At 59.6% G+C, this 22,326-nt stretch carries 17 protein-coding genes and 1 pseudogene; 9 read left to right on the top strand and 9 right to left on the bottom strand.

The genetic code is table 11. The features are described from left to right. Nucleotides 1-252 precede the first annotated feature (252 nt). The 3 genes from RAE04_RS06485 (at nt 253) to RAE04_RS06475 (ending at nt 3,348) form a co-directional block, all read left to right on the top strand. Nucleotides 253-1,434: a transglycosylase family protein gene (locus tag RAE04_RS06485; protein WP_317026813.1), complete on the top strand. Its 1,182-nt coding sequence runs from the start codon at nt 253-255 to the stop codon at nt 1,432-1,434. 72 nt (nt 1,435-1,506) lie between these two features. Further along, the gene (gene rsmA / locus RAE04_RS06480) at nt 1,507-2,367 is read left to right on the top strand and encodes a 16S rRNA (adenine(1518)-N(6)/adenine(1519)-N(6))-dimethyltransferase RsmA (RefSeq protein ID WP_317026812.1); all 861 of its coding nucleotides are present in this window, start codon (nt 1,507-1,509) and stop codon (nt 2,365-2,367) included. After that, nucleotides 2,368-3,348: a 4-(cytidine 5'-diphospho)-2-C-methyl-D-erythritol kinase gene (locus RAE04_RS06475; RefSeq protein ID WP_317026811.1), complete on the top strand. Its 981-nt coding sequence runs from the start codon at nt 2,368-2,370 to the stop codon at nt 3,346-3,348. It begins immediately after the preceding gene. Here RAE04_RS06475 and RAE04_RS06470 read toward each other — a convergent pair whose 3' ends face one another. After that, nucleotides 3,349-4,668 (bottom strand): hypothetical protein, encoded by a 1,320-nt coding sequence (locus RAE04_RS06470; protein WP_317026810.1) that lies wholly within the window; start codon nt 4,666-4,668, stop codon nt 3,349-3,351. Nucleotides 4,669-4,760: 92 nt separating this feature from the next. Between RAE04_RS06470 and RAE04_RS06465 the strand changes: the two genes are divergently transcribed. Together RAE04_RS06465 and RAE04_RS06460 are read left to right on the top strand one after the other, a co-directional pair. Further along, nucleotides 4,761-6,569: an ABC-F family ATP-binding cassette domain-containing protein gene (locus tag RAE04_RS06465; protein ID WP_317026809.1), complete on the top strand. Its 1,809-nt coding sequence runs from the start codon at nt 4,761-4,763 to the stop codon at nt 6,567-6,569. Continuing rightward, nucleotides 6,536-8,269: an alpha/beta hydrolase gene (locus RAE04_RS06460; RefSeq protein ID WP_317026808.1), complete on the top strand. Its 1,734-nt coding sequence runs from the start codon at nt 6,536-6,538 to the stop codon at nt 8,267-8,269. The genes RAE04_RS06465 and RAE04_RS06460 overlap by 34 nt, the downstream gene beginning before the upstream one ends. Nucleotides 8,270-8,276: 7 nt before the next feature. Here the strand turns inward: RAE04_RS06460 and RAE04_RS06455 are convergent. After that, nucleotides 8,277-9,190, bottom strand: a pseudogene (locus RAE04_RS06455) (AEC family transporter). Nucleotides 9,191-9,355: 165 nt separating this feature from the next. On the opposite strand from RAE04_RS06455, the gene RAE04_RS06450 reads away from it, so the two are divergent. Both RAE04_RS06450 and RAE04_RS06445 read left to right on the top strand, forming a co-directional pair. After that, nucleotides 9,356-9,946, top strand: a complete 591-nt coding sequence (locus tag RAE04_RS06450) for a hypothetical protein (RefSeq protein WP_317026807.1) — start codon at nt 9,356-9,358, stop codon at nt 9,944-9,946. Nucleotides 9,947-10,034: 88 nt separating this feature from the next. After that, entirely contained in the window at nt 10,035-10,358 is a 324-nt protein-coding gene (locus RAE04_RS06445; RefSeq protein ID WP_005323747.1) for a putative quinol monooxygenase, read from the top strand. Between the two features lie 195 nt (nt 10,359-10,553). Here the strand turns inward: RAE04_RS06445 and RAE04_RS06440 are convergent, their stop codons facing one another. Then, on the bottom strand, nt 10,554-14,306 hold the full coding sequence (locus RAE04_RS06440) for an acyltransferase family protein (RefSeq protein WP_317026806.1): 3,753 nt from the start codon (nt 14,304-14,306) through the stop codon (nt 10,554-10,556). A 120-nt stretch (nt 14,307-14,426) separates the two neighbouring features. After that, nucleotides 14,427-15,269: an HAD family hydrolase gene (locus RAE04_RS06435; RefSeq protein ID WP_317026805.1), complete on the bottom strand. Its 843-nt coding sequence runs from the start codon at nt 15,267-15,269 to the stop codon at nt 14,427-14,429. Between the two features lie 24 nt (nt 15,270-15,293). On the opposite strand from RAE04_RS06435, the gene RAE04_RS06430 reads away from it, so the two are divergent. Further along, on the top strand, nt 15,294-16,337 hold the full coding sequence (locus tag RAE04_RS06430; RefSeq protein WP_317026804.1) for a 3-hydroxyisobutyryl-CoA hydrolase: 1,044 nt from the start codon (nt 15,294-15,296) through the stop codon (nt 16,335-16,337). Here RAE04_RS06430 and RAE04_RS06425 read toward each other — a convergent pair. The 3 genes from RAE04_RS06425 to RAE04_RS06415 are packed head-to-tail and all read right to left on the bottom strand — an operon-like array spanning nt 16,314 to nt 20,502. Then, complete coding sequence (locus tag RAE04_RS06425; RefSeq protein ID WP_317026803.1) at nt 16,314-17,489, bottom strand: DUF6882 domain-containing protein; 1,176 nt, start codon at nt 17,487-17,489, stop codon at nt 16,314-16,316. The genes RAE04_RS06430 and RAE04_RS06425 overlap by 24 nt on opposite strands. Nucleotides 17,490-17,531: 42 nt before the next feature. Next, a complete protein-coding gene (locus tag RAE04_RS06420) occupies nt 17,532-18,131 on the bottom strand; it encodes a TetR/AcrR family transcriptional regulator (RefSeq protein WP_317026802.1) in 600 nt (199 codons plus the stop codon). Then, complete coding sequence (locus RAE04_RS06415) at nt 18,124-20,502, bottom strand: MMPL family transporter (protein WP_317026801.1); 2,379 nt, start codon at nt 20,500-20,502, stop codon at nt 18,124-18,126. Before RAE04_RS06415 ends, RAE04_RS06420 begins: the two co-directional genes overlap by 8 nt. Before the next feature lie 234 nt (nt 20,503-20,736). Between RAE04_RS06415 and RAE04_RS06410 the strand changes: the two genes are divergently transcribed. Further along, nucleotides 20,737-21,390, top strand: coding sequence for a hypothetical protein (locus RAE04_RS06410; RefSeq protein WP_317026800.1), 654 nt, complete (start codon nt 20,737-20,739; stop codon nt 21,388-21,390). Here the strand turns inward: RAE04_RS06410 and RAE04_RS06405 are convergent. Both RAE04_RS06405 and RAE04_RS06400 read right to left on the bottom strand, forming a co-directional pair. Then, nucleotides 21,387-21,923 carry a gamma carbonic anhydrase family protein gene (locus RAE04_RS06405; RefSeq protein WP_317026799.1) on the bottom strand — a complete coding sequence of 179 codons (537 nt, stop codon included), beginning with the start codon at nt 21,921-21,923 and terminating at the stop codon, nt 21,387-21,389. The two genes, RAE04_RS06410 and RAE04_RS06405, sit on opposite strands and share 4 nt — an antisense overlap. Before the next feature lie 18 nt (nt 21,924-21,941). Next, a complete protein-coding gene (locus RAE04_RS06400) occupies nt 21,942-22,319 on the bottom strand; it encodes a hypothetical protein (RefSeq protein WP_317026798.1) in 378 nt (125 codons plus the stop codon). Nucleotides 22,320-22,326 lie beyond the last annotated feature (7 nt).

Here is a 22,326-nt window from a genome sequence, read left to right as displayed (position 1 = left end):
CGCTGGTCAGAGGTGGCGGGGGTGTTTGGTGTGGCGGTTGTGTGTCCAGTGAGGTGTGTGGTGGATTAGTCCTCGACTTTGTGGGGCTGTTATCGTATCGTTATTAATCGTTCGTTTAGGTTTTAGGATCCTGCAGCGCCGCCCTTGGTGCGGCAGCAGCGGATCTTAGTAAAGCAAACGCCTGCGTGGACAACTTTGCTGGCCTAAACTCTTGTAATTGTTGAAACCTGCACTACCGGAGATTTATTCAGCATGTCACCTCATCAGATCAAGCGCATCAATAACTCCCGCTCGCTGCCACTGCGCCTGGCAACGGGTGGTGTATTGGGCACCCTAGCCGTCGGCGGCGTGGTAGCCGTTGCGGCACAAAAGGATGTCACTGTGGACATCAACGGCGACAAGGTGGAGTTGGCTACCTTTGCCAAGGATGTCGATGGCGCGCTGGAGGCAGCCGGCGTGCAGGTAGGCGAGGGGGACATCGTCTCCCCAGCCCCGTCCGAGTCCGTGGGTGATGGCGATGAGATCTCTGTGCGCACCGCCAAGCCAGTAGCCGTGACCATCGATGGCGTGCAGCAGCAGCTGTCCACCACCGACCTCACCGTTTCTGACCTGCTGGGTAACCTCAGCGGCGTGGTCAAGGGTGCTTCTGTGAAGTCCGGTGATGCTGACGTGGACGAGGACGCCCAGCTGGAAGAGGGCATGGACCTTGAGGTTGTGTCCCCGAAGATCGTCAAGATTAATGATGGCGGCAAGGTAACCTACACCAAGATTGCCGCTAAGACCGTTGAGGACGTTCTCAAGGCCCGCAATATCGACGTTGATGACGATGACCGCGTCTTCCCGTCCAAGGAGACCAAGGTTACCGAGGGCATGTCCATCAAGGTGGACCAGGTATCTACCACCGTTTATGACTCGGAAGAAGAGTTTGACGCCGAGCCTAATTACGTTGATGACCCGGAGCTGGAAGAGGGCACCGAAGAGGTCCGCGAGGAAGGCGTTAAGGGCAAGCGCGTTATTACCCACAAGCTGGTAATGAAGGACGGCGCTAAGGAATCCAATGACGTCATCAAGGAAAAGGTAACCGTCGAGCCTAAGGCTGCCACCATTGCCCGCGGCACCAAGAAGGCTGAGGAGGAAAAGTCGGAGGAGGGCGGCAACTCCGGTGCTGCTGCTCCGGCGGTGGCCGATGGCTCCGTCTGGGATTCCATTGCACAGTGCGAGGCCACCGGTAACTGGGCTATTAATACCGGCAACGGCTTCTCCGGTGGCCTGCAGTTCACCCCATCGACCTGGGCAGCATTCGGCGGCACCGAGTACGCACCGGAGGCATGGCAGGCTTCCCGCGAGCAGCAGATTGCCGTGGCAGAAAAGGTGCAGGCAGCGCAGGGCTGGGGCGCATGGCCGGCATGTACTTCCAAGCTGGGCCTGCGTTAAACCGTAGCGCTTCTTGGCCGCACACCCACTGTGGTGTGCGGCCTTTTTGTCTCTTCTACTAAGTTAGAAGGCATGACTGATTCCACCGGCGCCGCGCTTTTGGGTCCTGTAGAGATCCGCGCCCTCGCGGAGAAGCTCGACATCGTGCCCACGAAGAAGCTGGGGCAGAACTTTCTGCATGACCCGAATACCATCCGGCGCATCGTCGCCGCGGCGGAGCTGGATCCCACAGATCGCGTCCTCGAGGTAGGCCCCGGCTTGGGATCGCTGACCCTTGGCTTGGTTGAGGCCGTGGGGGAGGTGACTGCGGTAGAGATCGATTCCCGTTTGGCCGCCCAGCTGCCCGATACCGTGGCCGAGCGTGCCTCTGAGTATGCACACCGCCTGCGCGTAGTGGAAAAGGACGCGTTGCGCGTGACGGATTCTGACGTCACGGAGCCGACTGCCCTCGTGGCCAACTTGCCGTATAACGTCGCTGTACCGGTTCTGCTGCACTTGCTGGAGACCTTTCCCTCCATTCGCCGCGTGCTGGTGATGGTCCAGCTCGAGGTGGCGGACCGTCTCGCGGCCCAGCCGGGCAGCAAGGTTTATGGCGTACCCTCGGTCAAGGCGGGCTTTTATGGCAAGGTCTCCAAGGCTGGCACGATTGGCAAGAACGTCTTTTGGCCCGCGCCCAATATTGAGTCTGGGCTGGTGCGCATCGACGTCTTTGAAGATGCTCCTTGGCCGGTCACCGATGAGTCGCGGGCTAAGGTCTGGCCGGTTATCGACGCCGCCTTTGCCCAACGCCGCAAGACCCTGCGCGCGGCATTGTCCGGCCACTTTGGTTCGGGTGCCGCCGCCGAGGAAGCCCTGCGAGCGGCGGATATCGATCCGAAGCAGCGCGGTGAAAAGCTCGCCGTGGAGGACTTCGTACGATTGGCAGGAATCTAAATGAGTGCACCACTAGATAGCGATCCATTCGTCTATACCGCGCGCGCTCACTCCAAGGTCAATATCCACCTCGGCGTGGAGGAACCGCGCGAGGATGGGTTCCATGAGCTTGCCAGCGTCTTTCAGTCTTTGGAGCTGCATGACACCGTGACACTCACGGACTTGGGTAATCCCGAGGTGGATAAGCCGCGCATTCAAGGGTTAAAGGTTACGGGCCCTCATGCACAGGGTGTTCCGGAGGACTACACAAACTTGGCGTGGACCGCAGTCAACCGCATCATGCAGTACCTATACACCACCCATGGACCGAAGGCGCTGCCGGAGGTAGCGCTGGAAATCCACAAAGCCATCCCTACCGCCGGAGGCATGGCGGGCGGCTCTGCTGATGCGGCCGCCGCGCTGCGCTTAGCCGAGCGCTGCTATGGCGGCTACTACAACATCGACTCGGTGGGTGAGCCGATCTTGGACGCGCTAGGCGCGGCGCTGGGCTCGGATGTTCCCTTTACCCTGTTGGGTGGCACTGCGCTCGGTACAGGGCGCGGCGAGCAGCTTACCCCGATGATGGCGCGCGGTACCTACCACTGGGCGCTCATCGCTTCGGATCGCGGGCTATCTACCCCGCAGGTCTTTCACAAGCTGGATGAAATGCGAGAAAAGGGTCGCGGCGGCGCGCCGCACATGGATACTGCGGCAGTATCGCAGGCGCTTATCTCGGGCGACCCGCACCGGGTGGCACAGCACTTGCACAATGACTTGCAGCCGGCGGCGCTTTCCCTGCGCCCGGACCTGCGCAAGACGCTGGAGGCGGGTGTGGCCGCTGGAGCCCTCGCGGGTATCGTCTCCGGCAGTGGTCCGACCTGTGCCTTCCTCTGCGCTGGGGCAGAGGAGGCTAAGGAAGTGGTCTCCCAAGTGACGGTGGAAATTCCCGGCACCAAGGGTGTGGCTACCCATGGTCCTGCTAGCGGCGCCGTGGTGCTGTAGCTAGAGCACCGTCATCTCGGTGGGCTCGATGTCGAGGTCGAAACGATTAACTTCCTTTTCTTGGAGGAGGTCGATGACCACGAGCTGCTTCTTCTGGGCGTCGGTAATAAAGGCGTAGCCATCGGCAGCCTGCAGGATGGGCCCCGGCTGCTGCCACTCCTTATTTTCTTTCCACCTGGAAATGGCATCGATCTGCGAAGTGATTTCGCCGGAATCTGGGTCGATGATGTTGAGTTTGCCGTCGGTGGTGAGCACCAGTGCCTCGCCCAGCGGGCCGCGGGCCAGGGAGCGGAACCAGTAGGAAGCATCGAGCTCAACCTTCTTGGCGGAAAAATCCTTGGCATTCACCAGGGTCACGGAGGTGGGGCGTTCGAGCTCTGCATCCTTGTCGGTCTTATTATCGGCCAGAATGACATCGGATTCCTCCGAACCGGCAGCATTGCCGGAGCGCTGGTATCCGCCTGCTCCGGCATAGGCGGAGGCGTCCACCTTGTGGAACTTTGTGCCATCGAAGACTACAGGGCCATCCTCGCAGCCGAAGAAAATGTTGCCGTTACCCGCGGCGGCCTCGCCGTGCACGCCAGGGCACTTGGTGGTTTCAGTAAGGACCTTGCCCTCCTTATCCAGATGCTGGATGGTGTGGCGCTCGTCCTCGGTCCCCTTTGTGATAACTACCGAGCCATCCTTCAGTGGTACGGCCACGCCGTGGTGAGCAGCCCCCGTATCTACGGTATTGACCGACTGGGCATCGTCTTTGCCCATGTCTTCGGTCTTGTAAATCCGTGCTACGCCATCGCCATCTGAAAACAGTGCGGTAAAGCCATCGTGGTGGACAACGTGGCCGGCGTGCGGGGCCTTGATAGGGGCGTCGCCAAGCGAGGGCTCTGCGGTGTAGTAGTGGTTGTGATCGCCGTGGCCCTTGGTAATGCGGCCTGTGTCGTAGGTGAGGAAGCTATCGCCCTTAGTGACTATGACGTGGCGATTATCCCCGGCATCGTTGAGACGAAGGAAGGCATTCATCTTGTCCTCGCCGATTACTTTGCCCGTTTTGGCGTCATAAGCGCTCAAGCCGTCTGCATGGGAGATAACGATACGGGTGGGCAGCTGGGCTACCTCGGTCTGTCCCTCTTCGGCTTCGAAGCCTTCGTGTGAGTGCCCGGCGTGGTCATGGTCGTGCTCGTGAGCGTGGTCCTCCTCGCTGTGCGCGTGGTCGTGGGAGTGCAGGGAATCCTTTTCCTCTTCGGTGGGGGCGGAACAGGAGGCGATGGCTACTGCCGTGGCAGAGAGCACCGCGCAGAGGGAAAGTGTGTAATGCTTCATATATAGGCACACTATTGGACGTGAAAATCAATCGCAATAGCCTGAAGAAATGCGGGGGTATGTGCAGGGAGGTATTAAGATGGACACTCGTTATGGCAAACCTGATTAACCTCGAGCAAGTCAGCAAAACTTATGGATTAAAAACCCTCCTAGACGGGGTATCCCTAGGTGTGCAAAGCGGCGACCGTATTGGCATCGTCGGCGTTAATGGTGGTGGCAAAACCACCCTGCTGGAGGTGCTCACCGGTATCGAACCGCCCGACGCCGGCCGCGTATCCCATACCTCTGATTTGCGCATGGCTGTGGTTACCCAACGCTTTGACCTGCCCGATGAGCTCACCATCGCTCAAGTGATTATTGAGCCCCTGGAATTGGAAACCTATGAGTGGGCCTCCAATGCCAAGGTGCGCGATGTCTTGGGCGGGCTGGGCATTGTAGATCTTGGGCTAGATACTCCGGTGGGCTCGCTCTCCGGAGGCGAGCGCCGCCGCGTGAATCTGGCCGCCGCGCTGGTGCAGGATTTGGACCTCGTGGTACTCGATGAGCCGACCAACCACCTCGACGTGGAAGGCGTGCAGTGGCTCGCGGACCACCTGCTCAAGCGCAAGCTAGCTGTGGTCGTGGTTACTCACGATCGCTGGTTCCTCGATACCGTAGCCACGTGGACCTGGGAGGTGCACGATGGCGTGGTCGATACCTACGAGGGCGGCTACAACGACTGGACCTTTGCCCGCGCCGAGCGCGCCCGCCAAGCCGATGCCATGGAACAGCGCCGCAAGAACCTTGCCCGCAAGGAGCTGGCCTGGTTGCGCCGCGGCGCACCGGCGCGTACCTCCAAGCCGCGCTACCGCATCGAGGCCGCCGAGGCGTTGATCTCTGACGTGCCGGAGCCGCGCAATAAGGTTGAGCTGATGGCCTTTTCCAAGCAGCGCCAAGGCCGCGTAGTTATCGAGCTAGAGGATGCCACCGTGCAGTCCCCGGACGGTCGCACCTTGGTAGATCACCTCACCTGGCGCCTAGCCCCCGGCGAGCGCATCGGCTTGGTGGGCGTTAATGGCTCCGGCAAAACCACCCTGCTTCGCACCCTGGCCGGCGAGTACGAGCTGGCGGCCGGCAAACGCATCGAGGGCCAAACCGTGCGCCTCGGTTGGCTGCGCCAGGAACTCGATGACCTAGATCCGCAGCGCCGGCTTATCGACGCCGTCGAGGACGTCGCCACCTACGTTCAGCTCGGCAAAAAGGAGCTTTCCGCCTCCCAGCTGGCCGAGCGCCTGGGCTTTTCCGCCAAGCGTCAGCGCACCCCGGTAGGCGACCTCTCTGGTGGCGAGCGGCGCCGCTTGCAGCTGACCCGCGTACTGATGGCCGAGCCCAATGTGTTGCTGCTGGACGAGCCCACCAACGATCTTGATATCGATACCCTGCAGGAACTGGAGTCCCTCTTGGACTCCTGGCCAGGCACCCTGGTGGTCATTTCGCACGATCGCTACCTCATTGAGCGCATCGCAGATAACACCTACGCGCTCTTTGGCGATGGCAAGCTCACCAACCTTCCCGGCGGCATCGACGAGTACCTGCGCAAGCGTGCCGCGCTTGAGGCCCAGCAGAGCTCCGGCGTGCTCAACCTGGGAGAAAAGAAGGCAGACAATGCTGCACCGAAACCAGAAAAGAAGCTCTCGTCCCAGCAAGAGCGCGAAATCACCAAGAAGATGAACGCCCTCGAGCGCAAGATGCACAAGCTGGAAAAGGCGGCCGCGCAGATTAATGAGAAGATGGCCACCGCCGCGGAAAAGGTTGATACCCAGGCCTTGACCGAATTGGACGGAGAACTAAAGGAAAACCGCAGCGCCTACGAGGAATTGGAGATGGAATGGCTGGAGTTGGGGGAGAAGCTCGAAGGGTAGAAGCCCACATCGCCGATATCGTCAGCCACCTCGACCTGTGGGGCATTATCGGCGCCGCAGCACTATTTACCCTGGGGCTTACTCCATCCATCCTGCCGCGCGATTGGCTCTACCAAGGACTCGTCTCCGGCATTGCCGCAGGGCTCGGCTATGCGCTGGGCATCGCCCTCAAGCTCGTGTGGTACCGACTGGTGGTGCGCTATGTGGCGCCCCGGCATCCCTGGCTTGATGCCACCACGTGGCCAGCTCGGCGCTACCGCCTCGTTTCCCGCATTGCCACTGCCGCTTTTGTGGTGTGGATGATAGGCTTTGCGGTCTTTGCCGTGCGGTGGCAACGCCAACTCGCAGACACCCTGTCCGCACCGGCACCCACCATTGCCAGCTATGTGCTGGTGGTTCCGTTGGCTCTTGCGGTATTTACCGCCTTCCTTTTCATCCTGCGCGTGCTGCGCTTTTGTGTGCGCTGGCTTTCCAGCCACTTTCCCCAGCGCTTCCGTGCCGCCTACCGCGTTGTGGGCGCGGTAATCATCGTGGCCCTAGTGGGCACGTATACCGTGGAAAACCTCATTCCCGGCGCCATTGTGGGCGTGGGGGAGAGGATCTTTACTGCCCAAAATGCCGAACCCGATCCCGCAGCGCAGCGTCCCACGTCTGTTGAGCGCAGTGGCTCCCCAGACTCCCGCGTGGACTGGAATGGGGTGGGACTGCAGGGCTCGCGTTTCCTCTCCTCCGGTGCGCACCGCGCGGAATTGGAAGAGGTTACCGGAAAGCCCGCTAAAGAACCCATTCGCGCCTATGCCGGCCTGGGCAATCGCGCCTCCAATGAGGAGCGAGCGCAGCTGCTTATCTCGGAACTCGAGCGCACCCACGCTCAAGACCGCGAGGCGCTACTTCTCATTATGACCACCGGAACGGGGTGGGTGTCGTCCTATTCCGCCCAAGCCTTCGAGCTGCTCTACGGCGGCGACACCGCCATCGCGGCCGCCCAATACTCTGCCATGCCCTCAGCCCTGCATTTCCTGTCTGGTGGCGGCCAAGTAGAACGCGCCGGGGAGGAGTTCATCAACCCTATCGTGGACTGGTGGAACGAGCTGCCGGAGGATAAGCGACCAAAGCTCTACCTCTACGGCGAATCCTTGGGCACCACGGGCATTGAGGCGGCCTTTTCCGGGGTGCGCGATATCGCCAATTCCGTTGATGGCATCCTATTGACGGGGCCGCCGCACTTTAATCGCTTGCGCACCCAGTTTGTGGAGCGCCGCGACCCTGGCTCCTCTGAGATAACTCCCGAATACGCCGGCGGCCTCGTCGTGCGCTTTGCCAATGATGACGCGCAGGTGCGCCAATGGGGCACGGTGCCAGAAGAGGAGTGGGGACGCACCCGCATGCTCTATATCCAACACCCCTCGGATCCGGTGGCCTGGTGGTCACCACAGATGGCCTTTAAAGAGCCGGATTGGATGCGCGAGCGAACACCGTATTCTGCCGAGCGCGTGATGCAGTGGATGCCCATCATCTCCTCCCTCCAAGTAGCCGCCGATTTGCCCGGCGCAAAGGACGTACCCGATGGACACGGTCATAACTACGGGGCATCGGTACTCGACGGCTTCGCCGCCATCGCTGGACCAGACGTGGCAGGAGCCATTGACCCCGATGCGCTGCAGCGCGAATTTGACGCGCTCGACGTCGGCATATACTAAGTGCGCTTTAGCCAAATAAGGCTGCGATGGCCAGCATCGCAGGAAGCGACAGGAAGGTAGTGAGAAAGACCGTATCCCGGGCTATGGTTTCTCCTACCTCATAGGTGGCGGCATAGTTATACACATTCTGTGCCGTAGGCAAGGCCGCCAAAATCAATGCCGCATATAACTCCGCACCGTCTAGCCCCAGCGCTGCGCCCACGGCCAGCGCGACAGCGGGCATGCCCACCAACTTCAATACCGTCGCGGTTAGGGTGGGCAGACGGTCCTCCTCCAACAGCCCGTCGCCCTTTAACGAGGCACCAAAGCTCATCAGGATCATAGGAATAGAGGCGCCACCCAATATCTCTAGCGGCTTCATCACCACATCCGGTACCTGCCACTGCGCCGCGGAGACAATAAATCCCGCCACCGCAGCTAACACCACCGGCGCGGTAATCCCTGCGAGCACGGAGCCCCATATCGATCGCGGGCTCGTACCCTGCGCATTGAGCCCGGCAATAATAAACGGGGAGAGCACCGCCATCTGGAGAACCAATGCCGGGATGACGAAGGTGGCATCACCAATGACATAGGTGGCAATGGGCAAGCCAATATTGACCGAGTTGTAGTAGCTCGCCGCAGCGGCACCCGCCATGGTTTCGGCGCCGCTGCGTGGAAAAGTAGCCGGCTGCACAGCCAATACAACAGCATGGTGGCGACGGACGCAACGGCAATAACGGCCACCACTGGGGACGCAAACGCGGAGGTATCGGATGTAGCCACGCTGGAAAAGATGAGTGCCGGCGTGGCCGCCCAGAAGGCTGTGCGATTGAATTGCAAGCGCGCCTCGCCCTTGCCAATAACACCCCTGTGGGCCAGCACAAACCCGACGCCGATGACTACGAAAATAATCGCAAACCCGGTCAATACGTCCAGCAACAGTCAAGAACCTTTCGCAGTACTCCAAAAATGCGCGGTGAGGATATTGTCCCACCATCCGGATTTCCCCAAGAACACAGGGACCATAACAAAGTTGTATCGAATCACCTGCGCAGCCTGGAAACTCCTTCCAGACTGCCGGCCACTTATGGCACGGTGGAGGGCATGAAGCTTTCTCACCGTGCAACCGTAGCCGCCCTGTCCACCGCTCTTGTCATTACTGGTACTTCTACCGTGGCCTCTGCGCAGCCGGCCTTGCCGCCGCAGATTCAGCAGGCTTCTTCGCAGGTTCAGCAGCTTTCTTCTGATCCTTTCGCCGCTGTGCAGGATTTCCGCCTCACCTTGCCACCGCAGGCCTATGAGCTGGCCGAGAAGTACGATATCTCGCTGCCAGAATTCCTGGCCAAGCCGGCGGGCCACGCGCCCAAGGTCGCTGGTGAGTTGGGGGCCGCCACCAGCGCCCACCTCGAGAAGGCTGGGCACCGCAAGGATGCCCACGCCACCGCCATCGCCCAGGAATGGGCCAACCAGGGTGCCGCCGGCAAGCTCGACTACAAGGGCGGGGTAGCCCACGGCCTGAACCACAAGGACGAAGGACAGGGTTCTGTTCACCGCCTCACTGAGCAGCAGGCACAAGACCGCCTGAACTGGTTCAACCGCGATGTTCCAGTCAATGCTGGTTCCCCACACAGCTTTGGCGTAGCAACTGCTTATGACGGAACCTACATCTACGTTGCGGAGTTCTTCCTCAACTAAACCGCATTCCACTAGCCCCGATTTCACCGCATTCGTGGCCTCCATCTGTGACGATGAAGAAGCTGCACGGTACCGGTAGAATCGGGGCATGATTTTGATCAACGTACAGTTCCACGTCAAGCCTGAATACGCAGAGACCTTCCTCGATGAAATCAATTGGTACACCGAGGCCTGCAATGCAGAGCCGGGCTGCATCGACTTCAAGTGGTTCCGCGATCCAGAAGATCGCCAGCGCTTCTTGCTGCTGGAGTCTTACGCAGACGGCAAGGACGTAGAGCACGTCCAGAGCGAGCACTTCCAGCGCTCCTGCGAGGAATTCCCAAAGTACCTCGTGGAAACCCCAGACATCATTAACGTTCATATCGAAGGCCGCACCGGTTGGGACAAGATGGGCGAATTCTCCGTCGATTAATCCCAACGAATAAAGCTCGCCCTCTACCGCGATGTAGAGGGCGAGCTTTTTCTATGCCTAGGCGCACCAGTGCCCTTCGCGCTCACAGCGGATGCTGCTGCTAGCGGAGCACACCTTCTGGTGAGCGCGAAGGGCGGGAGGGGAGGGGAGGGATCTAGGCGCTTTCCGACGCCCCGCCCCGCGCCGGCCTGTGCTTTACTGCGGCACGCACTGAGAGGACACAGTCTTGTCGCCAGTTGAATACTGCTTTAGAGCATCGTAGAAGGCATCCGAGTACTCGCCGGTGCGTTCCGGCATCGGGTGGACGCCATCGGAGTAGAGGATCTCCGGGTTGCTCTGTGCATGTCCGCACCAGTCAGCAATATATACGTTGTCGTATTCCTTGGCTGCGTCGAGGACATCTTGTTGGGATTGGGCCATCCATTCGCGGTCACCATAGGGAACAGCCATGACAACGGTGTGGTCTTCGCCGATGATATCTAGCGCTTCCTTGATCTGGTCCGGGAAGGCAGGACCGTTAGTGCCAAACCCGAGGAAGACGGTGTCGCGCAGCTGACCGGAATCCTTGAGCTGCTGCAGAATCTGGATACCCGCAGTGTAGTGGCGTGATACATCTGCATCGACGTAAATCTGCGGGAAGCGTTGCTTGAGGGCGCCACTAGAAGCCAGCATCACTGAGTCGCCGACAGCGGTGATGTCTTTGCCCTGCGGCATCGGGCGGGTCTTCTTATCCTTCGCGGCAGCCTTATCGTCGTTGTCCTCAGCAGGCGGCTGAGGGGCAGCATCATTCGGCTGCGCCGGGGCATTGTTACTGCTCTGGTTCTGCTGCTGGAGCTGCTCCAGCTGCTGCTCCAACTCGGTCTTATCGCTGGAATTAACAACGCCGTAGACTACGCCGGCTACAGAGGCAATGACCAGGAATGGGACTACCGGCCACATGGTCTTGCCAAAGCCGTCGCGCAATTCGCTAAACCCTGGACGGGAGGACCAGTAGGTCTTCCACGTCTTCTTATAGCCGCCGCGGCGGAAAGGATTCTCAATGAACTGATAGGAAATCTCGGACAGAAGCAGCGAAATCGGCACGGCTACCAGGCTTAGGATCCACGATTTATCGGAGTTCTGGTTGCCCTCGAAAAGCGCCTTGAGCATCATGATGACCGGCCAGTGCCAGAGATACAGCGAGAAGGATCGCTGGCCAAACCAGCGCATGACCTTGGTCCTAAAGAGCGGGGTCATCGGGCCGTATTCGCGAACCACGCCCCACACCATCAGGACACCAAGCACGCTAGTGAGGAAGAGCCCACCCCGGTAGGTGATCTCCGCGTCATCCGGCATGAGGAATAGCTGGGCACCGTAGCCGATGAGCGCCAAAGTGCCAATGATTCCGGCGATGCGCGATTCGGCTTTGCCTGCCGCTGCCCACGAGTCCGCCTGTGGGTCGGACTTGGTGGAGGTCATTAGCAAAGACAGCACGGCACCAGTGAGCAGGCCAAAAGCATGGGTATCAGTGCCGTAGTAGACGCGCGTCGGGTCTTCACCCGGCACGTAAATGAGTGCCATGGCCACGGCGGAACCGATAGCTAAGACTGTGGCTACGAAGATGGGAAGCCGGCGCGGCTTGCGGCGAGAAATCAGGAAAACGCCAGTGATAAGAAGTGGCCAGATGACATAGAACTGCTCCTCCACAGCCAACGACCAATAGTGGGCAAAGACCTGAATCTCATTGTCCGCAAAGTAGGACTGGGAGGTGGCGATCTGCGTCCAGTTATTGACAAAGAATAGGGTGCCTAAGAACTGCTGGCGCAAGCCGACCGCTAGGTCCCCGCCTATCCATGCCACCAACGCGGTACACATGACTAGGACGGATACTGCGGCTGGGAGGATGCGCCGGAATCGACGCACCCAGAAGTCCTTCAAGCTGATTGTGCCGGAGGTACGGAATTCGCGCACCAGCAACGAGGTGATGAGGAATCCGGAGAGGACGAAGAAGAGGTCAACGCCCAAGTAACCACCGGGAAGAAGGGAAGGGAAGAAGTGGTACAACACTACGGCAATAACTGCGAGGCCGCGCAGTCCATCCAGCCCCTTGACCTGGCGCAGGCGGGCGTGGCGCTTCTTTTTAACGACCTTGCTCTCAGGCGGCGTAGCCAGTGCTTCAGGATCCTTGGCCTGCTTTTGTAGCGGATACTTAGATTTAGTATCTACCTGCGTGGCCGAGGCCTGCTGTGATGTTGGCTTCTGCGCAGCTTGTTGTGGCTGGCGCGGTGCCGCCTTTGCCTGTGGCTTTTCGGGGGCTGGATGTTGCTTCTTCGACGGCTGTGCCTTCTCTCGCTTTTTCTCAGCGGCGGCAGCGGCGGCGGCCGTACCCACTCCAGCTGCTACAGTGCCTGTCGCAGCGGACTTGTCGGCTTTTGCAGGCGCCATCCTCGGAGTGGCTTGAGGCTCGGCCTTCTTCGGCTGAGGCGAATCAGGCTGTTGCTTTGCCTTGGGCTTTTGGGCAGATCGCGACGGCTTTTGCTGAGCTGGGGTAGGAGTGCCCACCTGCTGCGATTTGCGAGCCAATCCGCGACTGATATCGGAGGGCTTAACCTGCGGGCGGCGCTTGGTTACCTTCTTGGCGTTGTCTTGAGGCGTCGTCTCCTTTGCCTCCGGCTGCGGTTGTTGCTTTTTCGCCTGTTGCTTGGGCAGGTTGCCCTTAGAGGGGGCGCCTTGCTGCGATTTCGGCTGGACTACCTTGTTTCCTTTGTTGGCAGTCTGGTTTTGCGCCGCCCCAGCTTTCTGCTGAGAAGGATCAGATGCAGTCTTTGGCGCAGCTAACTTCGGCTTGGGGGTAGCGGTGCCCTTCTTTGGCGCTGGAGCGCTAGGGGCCGAGGCCGGTGGGGTAGCCTTTCGCTTTGTAGTGCGGGGAGTACGCGCTGATCCTTGGCCCTTGGACGGTTGCGAGGGCTTCGACGGCTGCGCATTCTTCATCGGCATTGGTTGCGGCTGTGGTTGCTCTTTTGCCGAGTTTGCCGGGTCCTGCTTGGGGGAGCGTGGCTTCTGCGCTTGCTGCTGGTCTGTGGCCGGCTTGGAATTAGCCGGCTGGGATTTCTGCGGCTTTGCCGGTTGCGGGGAAGCCTTCTTCGCGCTGGAAGAAGAGGATGGCTTGGGTGCCTGCTTCGGTTTTTCGGCCCTGGGGTGCGCCTGCTGTGCGGGCTTTACCGCGCCTTTCTGAGAGGGCTCGGTGACAGGCTTCGCGGCCGGCTTCGGGGAAGTACTGCGGGCAGAAGGGGTCTTTGGGGAGTTCTTAGAGGGGGTGGTGCTAAAGCTTGCGCCGCGGCGCGGTCGTTGAACCGGTTCGTGCGCTTTGCGCTGTGGCTTCTTGTCCTGAGCGGGCGAGTCCTGTTGCTTTTTAACAGCTGCTTTGGGGGAGGATTCTGCCTTGTTTTGTTGTGCGGCGGATGGCTTGGCGGCAGATTTTTGGGCTGCAGGCTTGGCCTTCGGTGCCTTGGCTGCAGGCGATGGCGAGGTGGACTTAGGCTGCTGCGGTTTTGCGGAAGTGGCCTTGCTTGCCTGTGGTTTTTCGGTGCTGGGGCGAGTGGTGTCCTTAGCCGCGGGCTTGGCGGCAGGCTTTGCATCTTTCGGTTTCGCAGCAGCAGACTTGGATTCGGAAGCCTGTGCAGGCTTCGTCGGAGTGGGCTTGCGCGCGGGTGCCTGCTTAGCCTGGTTCTTAGACTCGCCGTCCTTGGCGGTGCGGTCCTGGGGCTTGCCCTTCGGCTCGGTGGATTGTGCACCCGTGGTGGATTCGGTGTTGGCCGATTTCTGGGGCGCAGAATCCTTTTTATTAGGGGTTTGGGGCGCACTGGTAGAGCCAGCTTTGGGCTGTACTGGCTGATAGACCGGTGTGCGTGGTTTGTTCGAACGCCCAGGTTTCTTCTTCCCCAGCAGTGAGCGCAAAATTTGCTTCACAAAAACTCCCAAAGCACTACGTATATTTTCTAAACGGACTATTTTAGCCTGCGCACCAGCACTTTTTCCCATGCGGGGGCGTAACGGTGCGGCGCGCGGGGCGGAGGCGAAAATTCGAGTCTAAGACTCTTCGCTGTCAAAAAGCTGACGCAGAACTGTCATGACACCATATTCGGTATTGGGTGGGGCAATGCGATCGGCGATTTCCTTCAACTTTGGGTGCGCGTTTTCCATTGCGATCGCGGTGCCTGCCTCGCGGAGGAGCTCGTAGTCATTGAGGAAATCGCCAAAAGCGGCGGTACGAGGCATGGGAACCGAGAGGAGCTCCGCCATGGTCTGTAGCGCTACGCCCTTATTGACGCCAGCGGACATGACATCGAGCCATACGGCGCCAGAGATGGCGATATTGTGTTCCGGTACAGCCGCAAGAAGGGGCTGATGTAGGTGCTTTTCGCTGCCGTCGGCGCAGTAAGCGGCGATTTTGATGATGTCCGCATCCAGTAGCGCATCGAGGTCATCTACCCATTCCACTGACCTGTAGTACTTGGCAATCTCAGCGCGGGACTGTTCATTAGCTTCCTTGTGGACATAGGCGGTATCCGGCGTGCATAGCACTACGGTATGCGGGGTTTCGACAGACTGGAGTGCGGCTATGGCGGCACGCACGGCTGTGCCGGGCAGGGTAGTGGCGCTGATGACGCGATTATCATGGACGACCACGGAGCCATTTTCTGCGATGAAGGTGCCCTCGTGCGGAAACATCTCTTGCAGGGTGGCGAGCTGGCGGCCCGAGGCGGGTACTAGGGTGATGCCGAGCTGGTGGGCACGGGTGCTGATCGCGGCGAAATCTGGTGGAAGCTGGCCGTTGCCGTCCAGTAGGGTGCCGTCCATATCCAGGGCGATGAGCTGTGGGAGCAAAATTCCGAACCTATCTGTGAATTGGCTGATGGTGGATAGGTGCATGAGTTCTGTGTCACACTAGGGGTTATGACTAATGCTGCACCTATCGTTTCCTCAATCCGTAACCATACCGGAGTCATTGAGCTCAACCGCCCCAAGGCTCTCAATTCTCTCACCCCGGAAATGATCCACCTCATTGCGGAGTCGTTGGCGCAGTGGCGCGACAACGATGAGGTAGAACAGGTGCTGTTTACCTCGACTAGCTCCAAGGCATATTGCGCCGGCGGCGATGTTCGCTACGCCCGCGAAGGGGTCAAGGAGGGCGAGGTGGATGAGGTCGATGCCTTCTTCGCCACCGAATACACGTTGAACGGTGATATCGCGGAATATCCCAAGCCCATCGTGGCGCTCATCGATGGCATCGCTATGGGAGGTGGCCTAGGTATCTCCGCCCATGGGTCCCATCGAGTAGTTACGGATAAGACCTTTGCTTCTATGCCAGAGATGAATATTGGCTATGTCACGGACGTAGGCATGGCCTATGCCGCCCAGCGCGCGGTGGGAACGCGTGGGAAGGCCTCGGCCGAGTTGGCGAAGTTCTGGGGGATTACCGGCTACCGCATGCATGCCGCAGACCTTGTGTGGAGCGGGTTGGCCACTCATTATGTGGCGGACGGCGAGGCCTTTGCTAGTGCGGTTATCGAGCATGGACTAGCCACGGCGCTATCCCAGCACGCTACCGCACCTAGCGGCGAGGTTCCCCTAGCCGAGTTTATCGACGCCATCGAGGACGCCTTTGCCCACGACACCTGGCAAGACATTTCCACGGCCTTGGAACAGTACCCAGAACTGAAAAATCTGGTAGAAAAGCTGACCGCGCAGGCGTGCCCTACCTCCATCGTGGCGGCCATGGAGCTATTCCGCGCCGAGCAGGAGTGCAGCAGCATCCGCGAAGCGCTAGATATGGAGACCAACCTGGGTGCTTATATGTACCGCCGTGGGGACTTTGCCGAGGGCGTGCGAGCGGTCTTGGTGGATAAAACCAACGATGCGGCATTTGAACCTGCCGCGCTTGCCGACGTCGACGTGGACGCCCTCCGCAGCGCCTTACACCTCCACCCCGCGAAATGATCCATAGGCGGCGCGGGCGCGATCGGCGTTGATCCATGAGGGAGGTGGCACCGACAGCGTCGCTTCGGTGGCTGCCGGAGTCGGCTCCGGGAGGTGTAGTTGTGGGGCGTCGAGCAGGACGAGGCCCACGCGGGCGTCGGCAAGCGTAGTGCCCGCCAGCGTCCAGATCCCCAAAATGGGCAAAGCTAGGTGCGGCAGCTGGTGTCCACGCGCCAGCGGAAGGGGAAGGTGCGGGCGTACCAATTCGGGCACGGCCTCGTCTATGCCAAAGCGCGCTAGGTTACCTGCCAACCGCGCCGCCGCGGTGTCCTTGAGCTTCGGATCCGCCCAGGCCCACGTGAATTCCTCGTCCGAAATGGTCGCGATAAGCACCGCATTGGCCGTCATCTGCCCGCCGCTGTAGGACACCGTGGCAGTGGCCTTATCCACATCGAGTTCTACCGTGGCATCTGGGAAGTTGCCTTGGAAAAACATCTGGCTTTCGGTGCTTAAGTAAAAGGCGTCCTCCAAGACGCGCGCGGCCGCCAAGCCCGGGGTGATGCTGGAAATCTTGTGTACCCCGGGGCTTGACTGCTCAAAACGCACCGTGGTGCCATCAGAAAAATGCAGGTAGGGCTCTTCCGCGGTGGACTCCATGTCTAGGTAGCGGGCAAGTGCGAGGGCCGGCCCCTTCTCGTCCGCTTCCGCGCTGCTGTGTTGGAGACCGCGCAGCAAGGTCTGGCGAAAGTCCAGGTAGGGGTGGAAATCTACCGCAACGATGGCCACGTGCTTGCCCTGCTGGGCGCGTAGCACCGGCATGTTGCCCACGATAAGGGAGGCATAAGCAACCATTCGGTCGACGTCTGTGCTGGCCGCACCTGACTGCGGAAGGTCAGCAAAATGCTTGGTCGCAGCGGTAGTCCAGCGCCAGGTGCCTGCGGCGATGACGGCGAGACGCACGCCACGGAAATCAGAAACGTGCCGCGCGGAACTTATCCTCGCCTCCACTAGCTGATCGGTGACAAAGTTGCCTTTATCGTCAGTGGAGGGGCCGAGGAAATTAAATTCCACGTCGGTCGCCTCCCCGATGCGGTCTTGAAATGCGGCATTAACGCCCGCTTGAATGAAGCGGGCGTTTTGCGCGGTGCTCGATATAGGGGCTTTCTTATCCATAACTATTGCCGAGCATACGGATTAAAGCGCCCATTAGGCTAGCTAGTCAATGGCGCGCACGGTGGCAAAGGCTGTGCGAACTATCTCATGCTTTGTGTGAGCGTCCAGTGATTCTTCGGCCTGGGAGCGGCGGTGGATTTCTTTCATGCTCATCGCACTGGCACCCGCACACGCTTGGAGAATGACCGCGATCTCAAAGCGCGACTTATCCGGGACGCGTTGGTGGAAAGCTTCCAAAACTTGGTCAGCTACGACTTGGAATTGTTGGCGCTCTTTCGAGGTATGGCTCAAGTTTTCTAAAGCCTCGCCAATGGTGAAAAGAGAGGTAAAAGAATGTAGCTCTTTGCCCTCGTTTTCGGTGGCATCGAGCGTTACCTGTTCGAGGAAGTCAGAAATGGATGAATTAGGAAAGACAGTGGGTACTTCCTTGGAAAACTTGTCAAGCACATCGGTGCTAAAGGCCAGTAGCGCATCAGCCACGGAGGAGAAGTAGTTGTGAAAGGTGCGCGGGGAGACCCCGACGGCCGCGGTGATGCCGGAGATCGTGGCAGCTTCAGCGCCGCCGTCGAGCACGAGGCGCGCTGCCGCATCGGCCATGGCCTGACGCGTAGCCCGCTTCTTTTCTTCGCGCAGACTAGCCACGGTGTGTCTCGCCTACCTTCTCTCGTTGTGCGCGCAGGAGTTCCTCGCGGTCAGAGTGCAAGGCCTCACCTTCGATGTCCATGTTTGGCGTGATCTTATCCAACCAGCGCGGGAACCACCATGCCTTCTTATCCAGTACAAACATGGTAGCGGGGATGATCATCATGCGGACCACGAAGGCATCGATAAGCACGCCCGCAGCCAAGGCAAAGCCCATGGTCTTAATAAACGGCTCGTCCATCAAGATGAAGGCAGCGAAGACGGAAATCATAATGAGGGCCGCCGCCGTGACCACGCGCGCGCCGTGCTTAAAGCCATTGGAGGTAGCGTTGCCAGCCGTCTTGCCATTGACAAAGCCCTCGCGCATGCGGGTAACCAAGAAGACCTGGTAGTCCATAGCCAGGCCGAAGGTCAGGCCGATGAGCATGATGGGCAGGAAGGAAAGCAGCGGCTGTGGGTCGTCGACGATGCCGAACATGCCTTCTTGCCAAATGGCCACGGTGATGCCGAAGGTGGCGGCCATCGACAAAGCGAAGCCGGCTGCGGCGATGAGCGGTACCCAAATGGAGCGGAAGACCAGCATCAAGACGATGAAGGCCAGTCCCAGCACGATGGCTACGTATGGGATGAGCACGTTATTGAGGCGCTCAGAAATGTCATCGAAGATCGGGGTGATACCGGTAATGCCGTAGGAACCGCCGGTCTTTTCAAACTCACCCTGGTAATCGCGCTGGTGGTTGAGGGTCTCGGTGGTTTCTTCATCGGTAGCGCCGGTGGTAGGCGTAATCATGATCTGCGCACCATCACCGTTGTCAGTGGTCTGCACGATCTGGGCGTTTTCTACGCCGTCATGGCCATTGATCTCCTGCAGGAGGTCTTGGAAGGCCGGCATGCGATCCTGTTCGGACACGTTAGCTACGTCAACGAAGGCGATCATCGGCGCATTGCGGCCTGGGCCAAAGGCATCTGCCGTAATTTCATAGGCCTCGCGCTGCGGGGTGCCGGGCTTTGCGGTGCCATCGGTAGGCATGGCCAGGCGCAGCTGGGCAAATGGTACGGCTAGGATGCCCAGCAAGACGACGCCCGCGATAAGGTGCAGCCACGGGTGGGCACGCACACGGCGTACCCAGCGCAGTCCCATGGTGGGCTTTTCGTCCTCTGGGTCTGGAACCGTGGGGCCAGGCACGCGGCCGGCGAAGATCTTGGTGCCCAGAAGTCCCAGCAGGGCGGGAATGAAAGTATTGGCAACCAATACGGCGATGATCACTGTTGCCGCGGCGGCGATGGCCATGGTGCCCAGGAACGGGATGCCGATAATGGTCAGCGCGGCCAAGGCGATGACCACGGTGGTGCCGGCGAAGACAACGGAACCGCCCGCGGTGCCCAGCGCCATGCCCATGGCGTGGGCACGGGTGGCCTTATCCATTTTCTTGAGCTCTTGGGCCAGTTCCTTTGGCGAAAGATCGTTGAGGCCAGAGGAGGTGATGAGCTCGTTGCGGAAGCGGTTGACGATAAACAGCGCGTAATCGATGCCGACGGCCAGGCCAATCATGGAGGCCAACGTCGGGGTCATATCGGAGACGGTATCCGTAAAGACCGTGGATACCTGTACGCCGAGGATGCCGATGCCCACGCCGATGATGGCGGAAATTAGCGGCATGCCAGCGGCTACGAAGGAACCGAAGGTAATAAGCAGCACGAGTGCGGCGACGATGAGGCCGATAATCTCGGCGCTGCCACCCATCTCTTGGCCCGCGGAGCTAAAGGCGTTGCCCTGGTACTTCACGGTGAGATCGCCCTCGTCGTATTTGTTGAGGACGTCCGTGACCTTGGTCATGTCCTCTTCTGGGATGTCCATGACTTCGTTGGCGTTGAAGGTAATAGTGACGGTACCGGTAGTTTTGTCCTCGCTGAGCGGGGAGAGCTGCTGCAGGTTCTTTTGAATCTGCTCGTCTGGCACGTGCTGGGCTTTCATCTTTTCGCCCATTTGCTTTTCCATGCCGGCTGCAACCATCACTGGGCTGACCAGTTTGTCCTGGTCCTTGAGTGCGCCAGTGTCTTTGAGCTCGCTAAGGAGGTCATCTACCTTGCCGGCTACCTGTTTATCGGTGAGGTTTTTGCCCTCCGGTGCTTGGATGACCACCGTGCCTTCGGGAGCACTCATGGCATCGGTATCTTGGCCGAAGCGCTCCATCATTTTGTCTTGGGTGGTGGTGGAGTCCATCTCCGGCATGGAGAAATTAGGGTTCGGGGACTTGGCAAAGCCGGCGGTAAGTTCCGCCATGGCCACCAAGACGATGAGCCAAAAGGCGAGGAATGGCCACACCTTGCGGTAGGACCAGCTACCTAGCCGGTAGAGGAATTTAGACATAAAAATGTGCTTTCTTGTGCAGTATGCGTGCAATACTTTGCGCGCGGGTGACAGTGAATATGGAATCCGCGGGGAAAAATCTGCACCCCGTGCGAAACATTGCATAGCGTACGCAAAATTGCGGAATTTGTGCAAAGACGTGTGTGGTGAACCATAGGAAGCTGCTCGTGAGATATGCGGCTTGTGCCCTCGGGCGTATCGGCGATGGCGGTATGGGGCGGTAGACTGACCGGCATGCTCCACGCCGTTAGTTTCGCCCTTCTGGATTCCGTCAATGCCTTACTTATTGGCATCCTTGTGGCCATCGGCATCATTTTGCCCCGCGGTAAGTATCGGCGCATTGCTGCATTGGTGGTAATAGGAGATTGGGTCGGGGTGCTCGTCGCAGCGGCAGTGGTGATGTTTTTGTTGCTAGGAGTCAAAGATCAAATTGAGGCCATTTTGAGCTCACCCATTGCTGGCTGGGTGCTTGTAGCAGTGGGCATTGCGGTGGCTTTCGGATCATGGCGATCTCAAGGGCAGCCCAATGCCTTAGTCAATCGGCTGCTAGAGCCGCTGCGCACGCCATCACCGATTACCGCGATCATCGGTTTCATTATGGGCGTGGTGCAATCGCTGACCTCGGTGCCGTTTTATTACGGGCTCATGCACCTGGCTACCGAAAATATCGCTCCGGCCGCTCAGTACGGCGGCTTGGTGTGGTACGCCAGCCTTGCCCTGTCCCTGCCCACTGTCTGTGGCCTTTTTATTGCGGTGGTGCGCGCCCATCCTAAATCGGCCGCCGGCCGTCTTTTTGCCGCGGCGCGCGCCAATAGTACCCAGGTGGCGCTCTTTGGCGGCTACCTCGTGGCGGTCTTCCTCATTCTCATGGGCATGCTTTCCCTTTAATCAAAGGTGACCTCATCCAGGCTCAAAGCCGCATCGGATTGGCTGCGCGCGCAGTCCACGTAGCGGGCAGCATGCGCAATGAAGGCCTGTGATTCCTCCGGGGTGAGCTCGCGGCGCACCTTGGCTGGTACGCCGACGGCAAGGCTTCGCGGGGCAATGGTGGTTCCTTCCAGTACCACAGCGCCTGCCGCGATGAGCGAGCCGGTTCCAATAGTGCAGCGCGAGAGCAGCGAAGAGGACATACCCACCAGGGAACCGGCCTTCACATGCGCGGCATGGACCATCGCCATGTGTCCCACCGTGGCATCATCTTCTAGTACGCACGGCGTGTCCTCTTCTACGTGGAAGACGCAATTGTCCTGAATGTTGCACCTAGCACCAATGCGAATCGCGCCCACGTCGCCGCGCAGGACACTGCCATAAAACACGGAGTCCGGGCCGATTTCTACATCGCCAATGATGGTGGCAGTGGGTGCAATCCACGCACTGCGGTGGATGCGCGGTTTCTTTCCAGCATAAGGCAAAAGCAGCATGTCAATCCTTTCAGGAAACTATTCCACCACCACGGCTACGGCGGGGGAAAGCTCGTAGTCGCCGGGGTAGGGGAGGTTGTCTACGAGGGCGTCGGCAAGCGCGGGCGTTAGCGGAATGACCCAGCCGTGCCGGGGATCTTTGATGGGCAAGGCTTCCTTTTTTACGGCGGGAAAATGCACCGTCGTGGTGGGAGAGGTCAGCGTGGCCGATTCGCGGGAGCGGGCTACCTCCCGCAATACCTCAGCACCGGGCTGGTCAGTAACGACGATGATAAGCGGCCCTGCGGTGTGGATTTCCAGCCGGTCAATGTGGGCGGTGAGCGCCGCGGAATCTGGGCGGGCCAGGCGCGGGGACTGCGCGCCGGTCAGCCGGGCAAGTGCATCTTTTAATCCCATGGGGGCC

Source organism: Corynebacterium sp. CTNIH16, assembly GCF_032821655.1.
Lineage (GTDB): Bacteria > Actinomycetota > Actinomycetes > Mycobacteriales > Mycobacteriaceae > Corynebacterium > Corynebacterium marquesiae.
The sequence above is the reverse complement of the archived record's forward strand: the minus strand, read 5'-3'. Positions and strand labels throughout refer to the sequence as shown.